This is a genomic window from Variovorax sp. 01T439_2, from assembly GCF_056398445.1.
In genome coordinates this window covers 1-7,909 of sequence record NZ_JBFTPJ010000171.1, presented here as the reverse complement: position 1 = coordinate 7,909, position 7,909 = coordinate 1, and the positions used below count along the sequence as shown (strand labels likewise).

7 protein-coding genes and 1 pseudogene are annotated in these 7,909 nt (G+C 66.7%); all 8 read left to right on the top strand.

What is annotated here, in order from left to right; all coding sequences use genetic code 11:
- A pseudogene (locus tag AC1DOC_RS10680) lies at positions 1–472 on the top strand (1-deoxy-D-xylulose-5-phosphate reductoisomerase); the annotation flags it as partial.
- A 24-nt stretch (positions 473–496) separates the two neighbouring features.
- Positions 497–1,867: an RIP metalloprotease RseP gene (gene rseP, locus AC1DOC_RS10675; protein WP_018905018.1), complete on the top strand. Its 1,371-nt coding sequence runs from the start codon at positions 497–499 to the stop codon at positions 1,865–1,867.
- Positions 1,868–1,905: 38 nt separating this feature from the next.
- Positions 1,906–4,341, top strand: a complete 2,436-nt coding sequence (bamA, locus tag AC1DOC_RS10670) for an outer membrane protein assembly factor BamA (protein ID WP_012747715.1) — start codon at positions 1,906–1,908, stop codon at positions 4,339–4,341.
- Entirely contained in the window at positions 4,342–4,884 is a 543-nt protein-coding gene (locus tag AC1DOC_RS10665; protein ID WP_012747716.1) for an OmpH/Skp family outer membrane protein, read from the top strand.
- A 14-nt stretch (positions 4,885–4,898) separates the two neighbouring features.
- Positions 4,899–5,876, top strand: a complete 978-nt coding sequence (gene lpxD, locus AC1DOC_RS10660) for a UDP-3-O-(3-hydroxymyristoyl)glucosamine N-acyltransferase (protein ID WP_018905017.1) — start codon at positions 4,899–4,901, stop codon at positions 5,874–5,876.
- A gap of 23 nt (positions 5,877–5,899) precedes the next feature.
- The gene (gene fabZ / locus AC1DOC_RS10655) at positions 5,900–6,352 is read left to right on the top strand and encodes a 3-hydroxyacyl-ACP dehydratase FabZ (protein ID WP_012747718.1); all 453 of its coding nucleotides are present in this window, start codon (positions 5,900–5,902) and stop codon (positions 6,350–6,352) included.
- A 23-nt stretch (positions 6,353–6,375) separates the two neighbouring features.
- Entirely contained in the window at positions 6,376–7,164 is a 789-nt protein-coding gene (gene lpxA, locus AC1DOC_RS10650) for an acyl-ACP--UDP-N-acetylglucosamine O-acyltransferase (protein ID WP_012747719.1), read from the top strand.
- A gap of 19 nt (positions 7,165–7,183) precedes the next feature.
- Positions 7,184–7,909 (top strand): lipid-A-disaccharide synthase (gene lpxB / locus AC1DOC_RS10645; RefSeq protein WP_478129778.1); only part of this gene is annotated, 726 nt, incomplete at its 3' end.

Sequence of the window (7,909 nt, the reverse complement as noted above, 5' to 3'; positions counted from 1 at the left end):
GCCCGAGCAGATCGAGGTGGTGATCCATCCCCAGAGCGTGGTGCATTCGATGGTCCAGTTCACCGATGCATCGGTCATTGCCCAACTGGGAACGCCCGACATGCGGGTGCCCATTGCGGTCGGACTGGCTTGGCCCGAGCGCATCGAGAGCGGCGCGGCGCGGCTGGATTTCCGCCGGATGGCGTCGCTGAGCTTCGACGCGCCCGATGCGGCGCTGTTTCCAGGGCTCGGCCTGGCCTGGCATGCGCTGCGCGCGGCGCCGGGGACCACGGCGGTGCTCAATGCCGCCAATGAAGTCGCGGTCGAGGCCTTTCTTGATCGGCGCCTGCGCTTCGACCGCATTCATGCGGTCAACATGGAAACTTTGGAAACCGTCAGCCCCTCCAAGCCCGCATCGCTGGCCGACCTGCTGGCGCTCGACGCCAGCGCCCGGGCGGCGGCCAATGCCGCGGCGCTGCGCTTCGCGGCCTGACACTCCCGCCAACAGAGGATCCGGATGCTTACCGTCATCGCTTTCGTGGTTGCACTCGGCCTCCTGATCGCCGTGCATGAATACGGCCACTACCGCGTTGCCGTCGCCTGCGGCGTCAAGGTGCTGCGGTTTTCGGTGGGCTTCGGCAAGACGCTCTACCGCTGGCAGCCCAGGCGCCAGCATCCGGGGCAGGAAACCGAGTTCGTCATCGGCGCGTTTCCGTTCGGCGGCTACGTCAAGATGCTCGACGAGCGCGAGGGGCCGGTGGCGCCCGAGGAGCGGCACCGCGCCTTCAACACGCAGCCGCTGCGCTCCCGCGCGGCCATCGTCGCTGCCGGGCCCATTGCCAATCTGCTGCTCGCCGTGGTGCTCTACACGGCCGTCAACTGGATCGGGGTCGAGGAGCCTGTTGCCAAGCTGGCGCGTCCGGTGGCGGCATCGCTGGCGGAAGCGGCGGGCCTGCGCGGCGGCGAGCACATCACGCGCGCCGGCTTCGAAGGCGAGCTGGAGCCCGTGCAGTCGTTCGAGGACCTGCGCTGGCGCATGACGCGCGGCGCGCTCGACGGCCGCGACCTGACGCTCGAAGTGGCGGGCGAGGGCGGCCGGCCCGGCCGCCAGGTCGTGCTGCCGCTCAGCCTCATGGAGGCCAAGGACGCCGACCCGCAGATGTTCCGCAAGATCGGCGTGCTTGCACCGCTGACGCGCCCCGAGATCGGCCAGGTGATGGCCGGCAGTGCGGCAGAACGCGCGGGCCTTCGCAGCGGCGACGTGGTCCGCAGCGTCGGCAATGTGCCCATCGTCGATGGACAGCAGCTGCGCGAGGCGATCCGCACCTCGATCGATGGCGACCAGCCGCGCACGCAGACCTGGCAGGTGCAGCGCGGCAGCCAGTCGATCGAATTGGAAGTCAGGCCCGAACTGCGCGAGGAGGGCGCCGCGAAGGTCGGCCGCATCGGCGCCTATGTCGGTGCGCCTCCTGAAATGGTGACGGTGCGCCAAGGCCCGATCGACGGCGTCTGGCGCGGCATCGTGCGCACCTGGGAGGTGTCGGCGCTGACCGTCCGCATGATGGGCAAGATGGTGATCGGCGAAGCCTCGCTCAAGAATCTGAGCGGGCCGCTCACGATCGCCGACTACGCCGGCAAGTCCGCGAGCCTCGGGCTGACCCAGTACCTGGTGTTCCTTGCACTGATCAGCGTGAGCCTTGGCGTGCTCAATCTCATGCCGCTGCCGGTCCTCGATGGGGGACACCTGATGTATTATCTTTGGGAGGGCCTGACCGGCAAGAGCGTCTCTGACGCCTGGATGGAACGGCTTCAGCGCGGCGGTGTCGCTTTGCTGCTGGTCATGATGTCGGTTGCGCTCTTCAACGACGTCACGCGGCTCTTTGGTTAACTTTCTGCCGGCCCTTTCCGCGCCGGCCCAATTCACAGATGAACACAAACTTCAGTCGCTTTCGCCTGCGTAGCGTTGCCGCGGTGGTGGCCAGCGCGTTGGCGGCCACGGCAGCCTGGGCCGTCGAGCCCTTCACGGTGCGTGACATTCGCGTCGAGGGCCTCCAACGCGTCGAGCCCGGCACGATCTTCGCATCGCTGCCGCTGCGAGTGGGCGATACCTACAGCGACGAGCGCGGATCGGCCGCCATCCGTGCGCTGTTCGACCTGGGGTTGTTCAAGGACGTGCGCATCGACGTCAACGGCAACGTGCTGGTGGTGATCGTCGAGGAGCGTCCCACCATTGCCGACGTTGATTTCGTCGGCGCCAAGGAATTCGACAAGGCCGCGCTCCAGAAGGCGCTGCGCGAAGTGGGCCTGGCCGATGGCCGACCCTACGACAAGGCGCTGGCCGACCGCGCCGAGCAGGAGCTCAAGCGCCAGTACGTGAGCCGCAGCCTCTACAACGCGCAGGTCGTGACCACGGTCACGCCCATCGAGCGCAACCGCGTCAATCTCACGTTCACCGTCACCGAAGGCGATTCCGCACGCATCCGCGAAGTGCGCGTGGTCGGCAACAAGGCCTTCAGCGAATCGACGCTCCTGAGCCTGTTCGACCAGGACAGCGGCGGCTTCATGAGCTGGTACACCAAGTCCAACCAGTACTCGCGCTCCAAGCTCAACGCCGACCTCGAAACGCTGCGCTCGTACTACATCACGCGCGGCTACCTCGAGTTCCGCATCGATTCGACCCAGGTCGCCATCTCGCCGGACCGCAAGGACCTGTCGGTGACCGTCAACATCACGGAAGGCGAGAAGTTCGTGGTGGCCGGCGTCAAGCTCGACGGCAACTATCTCGGCCGCGACGAGGAGTTCAAGTCCCTCGTGACCATCAAGCCCGGCGAGCCCTACAACGGCGAGCAGGTCACCGAAACCACCAAGGCCTTCACCGACTATTTCGGCACCTTCGGCTATGCGTTCGCGCGCGTGCAGGCACGCCCGGAAATCGACCGCGTCAACAACCGCGTCACCCTGACCCTGCAAGCCGAGCCCTCGCGCCGCGTCTACGTGCGCCGCGTGGCGGTGGGCGGCAACGCCAAGACGCGCGACGAAGTGATCCGGCGCGAGTTCCGCCAGTTCGAGGCCTCGTGGTACGACGGCGACAAGATCAAGCTCTCGCGCGACCGCGTGGACCGCCTGGGCTTCTTCACCGAAGTGAACGTCGAAACCCAGGAAATCCCGGGCTCRCCCGACCAGGTCGACCTGGTCGTCAACGTGGCGGAAAAGCCCACCGGCAGCCTGCAGCTGGGCGCCGGCTACTCGAGCGCGGAAAAGGTGGCTCTCACCTTCGGCATCTCGCAGGAGAACGTCTTCGGTTCGGGCAACTTCCTGGGCGTGCAGGTCAACACCAGCAAGTACAACCGCACGCTGTCGCTGACCACCACCGATCCGTACTTCACGAAGGACGGCATCTCGCGCACGATCAGCGTCTATCACACCACCACGCGCCCGTATTCGACCAACATCGACGGCGACTACAAGCTGGTGAACCAGGGCGCCTCGATCCGCTTCGGCGTGCCGTTCAGCGAAGTCGACACGGTCTTCTTCGGTGTCGGGCTCGAGCGCTACGCCTTCGATCCGAACACGTCGACGTCGTTCTCCGGACTCTTCACGCCGGCGTCCTACCTGCGCTACTTCCAGTGCTCGAAGGATGCGACCGGCTTGTTCGTGACCGGGTGCGACCAGAAGAGCGTGTGGGGCGTGCCGCTCACTGTCGGCTGGGGCCGCGACAGCCGCGACAGCGCGCTGGTTCCGACCACCGGCCGGCTGCAGCGTGCCAACCTGGAACTGGGCGCCGCCGGCGACATGAAGTACGTCAAGACGAACTACCAGTACCAGCAGTTCTTCGCGATCAACAAGCAGTACACCTTTGCGATCAACGCCGACGTGGGCTATGCCAAGCCCCTGGGCGGCAAGGTCTACCCGATCTTCAAGAACTTCTATGCCGGCGGCCTGGGTTCCATCCGCGGCTTCGAGCAGAACTCGCTCGGCCCGCGCGACGTGCCGCTCCTCGGCCAGACCGAAGGCGCCGCGCTGGGTGGCACCAAGAAGGCCGTCTTCAACGCCGAGCTCAGCACGCCGTTCCCCGGTGCGGGCAACGACCGCACGCTGCGGCTGTACACCTTCTTCGACGTCGGCAACGTGTTCGGTTCGCGCGCCCCGGGCCTCACCGACGAGCAGTACAAGGCGCAGAAGAAGCTGCGCGCCTCGGTGGGCCTCGGGATCAGCTGGATCTCGCCGCTGGGCCCGCTGCGCATCGCCTACGCCTTCCCCATCAAGTCCCAAAAGGAAGTGCTGGATCCGAATACCGGCCTCACTGTGATCCCGAAGGATAGAATCCAGCGCTTGCAATTCCAGATCGGAACGTCTTTCTAAATGAAGCATTTGATTCGCGCCGCCGTTGGCGCGTTGTTGGTCCCCGTTTTCGCGCTGGCTGCGGCGCCTGCCGCCCAGGCGCAGGAAACCTTTCGCATCGGCTTCGTGAATCCGGATCGCGTGCTGCGCGAGGCGCAGCCGGCCAAGGTTGCGCAAGCCAAGCTCGAGGCTGAATTCCTCAAGCGCGAAAAGGATCTCACGGCGCAGGGCGAAGCACTGAAGACGGCCTCCGAACGCTTCGAGCGCGAAGCGCCCACCCTGTCCGAAAGCCAGCGCACCGCGCGCCAGCGCGCGCTGGTCGACCAGGACCGCGATTTCCAGCGCCGCCGCCGCGAGTTCCAGGAAGACCTGAACGCGCGCAAGAACGAAGAGCTCCAGCAGGTCTACGAACGCGCCAACCGCGTCGTGAAGCAGGTGGCCGAGGCTGAAAAGTACGACGCCATCCTGCAGGAAGCGATCTACATCAATCCCAAGCACGACATCACTGACAAGGTGATCAAGGCCCTGAACGCCTCGACCGCTGCTCCTTCGGCCGGCAAGTAACGCCGCGAATCGGCGTGGGACTGCAGCTCGGAGCCATCGTCAGCGCCCTTGGGGGCGAGCTTCACGGGGACCCGGCGCTGTCCATCGAACGGCTTGCGCCGCTGCAGAATGCGCAGCCCGATGCGCTCAGCTTCCTGAGCCATCCCAAATACCAGCAGGAACTGGCGGCCTCCAAGGCTGCCTGCGTGATCGTCGCGCCGGCCATGCGCGAGGCCGCGGCCGCGCGCGGGGCGTTCATCGTCGCGGCCGATCCCTACCTTTATTTCGCGCGCCTCACGCAGCTGTGGAAGGCGCATCATGCGCGGCCCGAGGCCGACCGCATCCATCCCTCCGCGGTGATCCATCCCGAGGCCGTGGTGGACGCCACGGCGCGCATCGGCGCCTTGTGCGTGGTGGAGCGGGGCGCGCGCATCGGCGCCGGCACGGTCCTCAAGTCGCGCGTGACGATCAGCGAAGACTGCGTGGTCGGCGAGCGCTGCCTGCTGCACCCGGGCGTGGTGATCGGCGCCGACGGCTTCGGCCTGGCGCCGCACGAGGGCGCCTGGGTCAAGATCGAGCAGCTGGGCGCGGTGCGCATCGGCAACGATGTCGAAATCGGCGCCAACACCTGCATCGACCGCGGCGCGCTCGACGACACCGTCATCGAGGACGGCGTCAAGCTCGACAACCTGATCCAGATCGGCCACAACGTGCGTGTCGGCAAGCACACCGCCATGGCCGGCTGCGTCGGCGTGGCGGGCAGCGCCACCATCGGCGCGCACTGCACCTTCGGCGGCGGTGCGATCGTGCTCGGCCATCTCACGGTGGCCGACGGGGTGCACGTGTCCGCGGCCACCGTGGTGACCCGCTCGATCCGCAAGGCCGGCCAGTACACCGGCATGTTCCCCATCGACGACAATGCGAACTGGGAAAAGAACGCGGCAACGCTCAAGCAGTTGCACAGCCTGCGCGAACGACTCAAGGCGCTCGAAAAGGCCCCTCAGAAAAAGTGAAGACGATGCAGGAACAGAAAATCATGACGACGACGACGCTCGATATCCATCAAATCCTCAAGCTGCTGCCCCACCGCTACCCGTTCCTGCTGGTGGATCGCGTGCTGGACATGGAAAAGGGCAAGCGCATCACGGCGCTCAAGAACGTGACGATGAACGAGCCGTTCTTCAACGGCCACTTCCCGCACCGTCCGGTGATGCCGGGCGTGCTCATGCTCGAAGCCATGGCGCAGGCGGCCGCGCTGCTGTCGTTCCATTCGCTGGACATCGTGCCTGACGACAACACGGTCTACTACTTCGCGGCGATCGACGGCGCGCGCTTCAAGCGCCCCGTGGAGCCGGGCGACCAGCTCACGCTCGAAGTCGAGATCGAGCGCATGAAGGCCGGCATCTCCAAGTTCAAGGGCCGCGCGCTGGTGGGCAGCGAACTGGCCTGCGAGGCCACGCTGATGTGCGCGATGCGCCAGATCAACTGATCCTGCGGCGGTTACGACAAGGCATGACGCAGGTTCATCCCACAGCGCTCGTCGACCCGAAGGCACAGCTGGACGCCTCCGTTTCGGTCGGGCCCTACACCGTGATCGGTCCGCACGTGCGGGTCGGCGCCGGCACGACCATCGGTGCGCATTGCGTGATCGAAGGGCGCACCACCATCGGCCGCGACAACCGGATCTTTCAGTTTTCCTCGCTCGGCGCCATTCCGCAGGACAAGAAATACGCGGGTGAGCCCACCGAGCTGGTCATCGGCGACCGCAACGTCATCCGCGAGTTCTGCACCTTCAACCTCGGCGTGCCCGGGGCGGGGGGCGTGACGACCGTGGGCAACGACAACTGGATCATGGCGTACACGCACATTGCGCATGACTGCCATGTCGACAACCACACCACGCTGGCCAACAACACCACGCTGGCCGGCCACGTGCACCTGGCCGACTGGGTCACGATCGGCGGGCTGACGGGCATCCACCAGTTCGTCTCGGTCGGCGCGCATGCCATGGTCGGCTTTGCCAGCGCCGTGTCGCAGGACGTGCCTCCCTTCATGCTGGTCGACGGCAATCCGCTGGCGGTGCGCGGCTTCAACGTGGTGGGCCTGCGCCGGCGCGATTTTTCGGCGCCCCGCCTGGCCGCGGTCAAGCAGATGCACCGCCTGCTGTACCGGCAGGGCAAGACGCTCGAAGAAGCGCGCGCCGGCATCGCCGCCCTGGCCACCGAAATGCCGGAAGCGGCGGCCGACGTGGCGCTGATGGAGCAGTTCCTGGCCACATCGACTCGCGGCATCGCGCGTTGAAGTAAGCGAGACAGCCGCCATGGGCAAGGACGAACAGCGACGCTTCGCGCTGGTCGCGGGAGAAGCTTCCGGCGACCTGCTCGCAGGCCTTCTTCTCGACGGCCTGCAGGCGCGTTGGCCCTCGCTCCAGACCATGGGCATCGGCGGGCCCCGCATGCTCGCGCACGGGCTGCAGAGCTGGTGGCCGCAGGAAAAGCTTGCGGTGCGCGGCTACATCGAAGTGCTGCGCCACTACGCCGAGATCGCGGGCATCCGCCGGCAGCTCAAGGCGCGGCTGCTGCGCGAATGGCCCGAACTCTTCATCGGCGTCGACGCCCCCGATTTCAACCTCGATCTCGAAGCCGGACTGCGCAGCCGCGGCATGAAGACCGTGCACTTCGTCTGCCCGTCGATCTGGGCCTGGCGCGCCGACCGCATCGAAAAGATCCGGGCCGCGGCCGACCACGTGCTGTGCATCTTTCCATTCGAGCCGGCGCTATTGGCCGAGCAGGGCGTGCAGGGCAGCTACGTCGGCCATCCGCTGGCCAATGTGATTCCGATGGTGCCCGACCGCGCCGGGGCCCGCGCGGCCCTCGGCCTTGCGCCGGATGCGCAGGTCGTGGCCCTGCTGCCGGGCAGCCGCCGTTCGGAAGTGCGCTACCTCGCTGCGCGGTTCTTCGCCGCCGCGGCGCAGATGCTGAAGGCGCGGCCCGCACTCCAGTTCGTCGCCCCCATCCTGCCGGGGCTGCGCGTCGAGGTCGAGGCG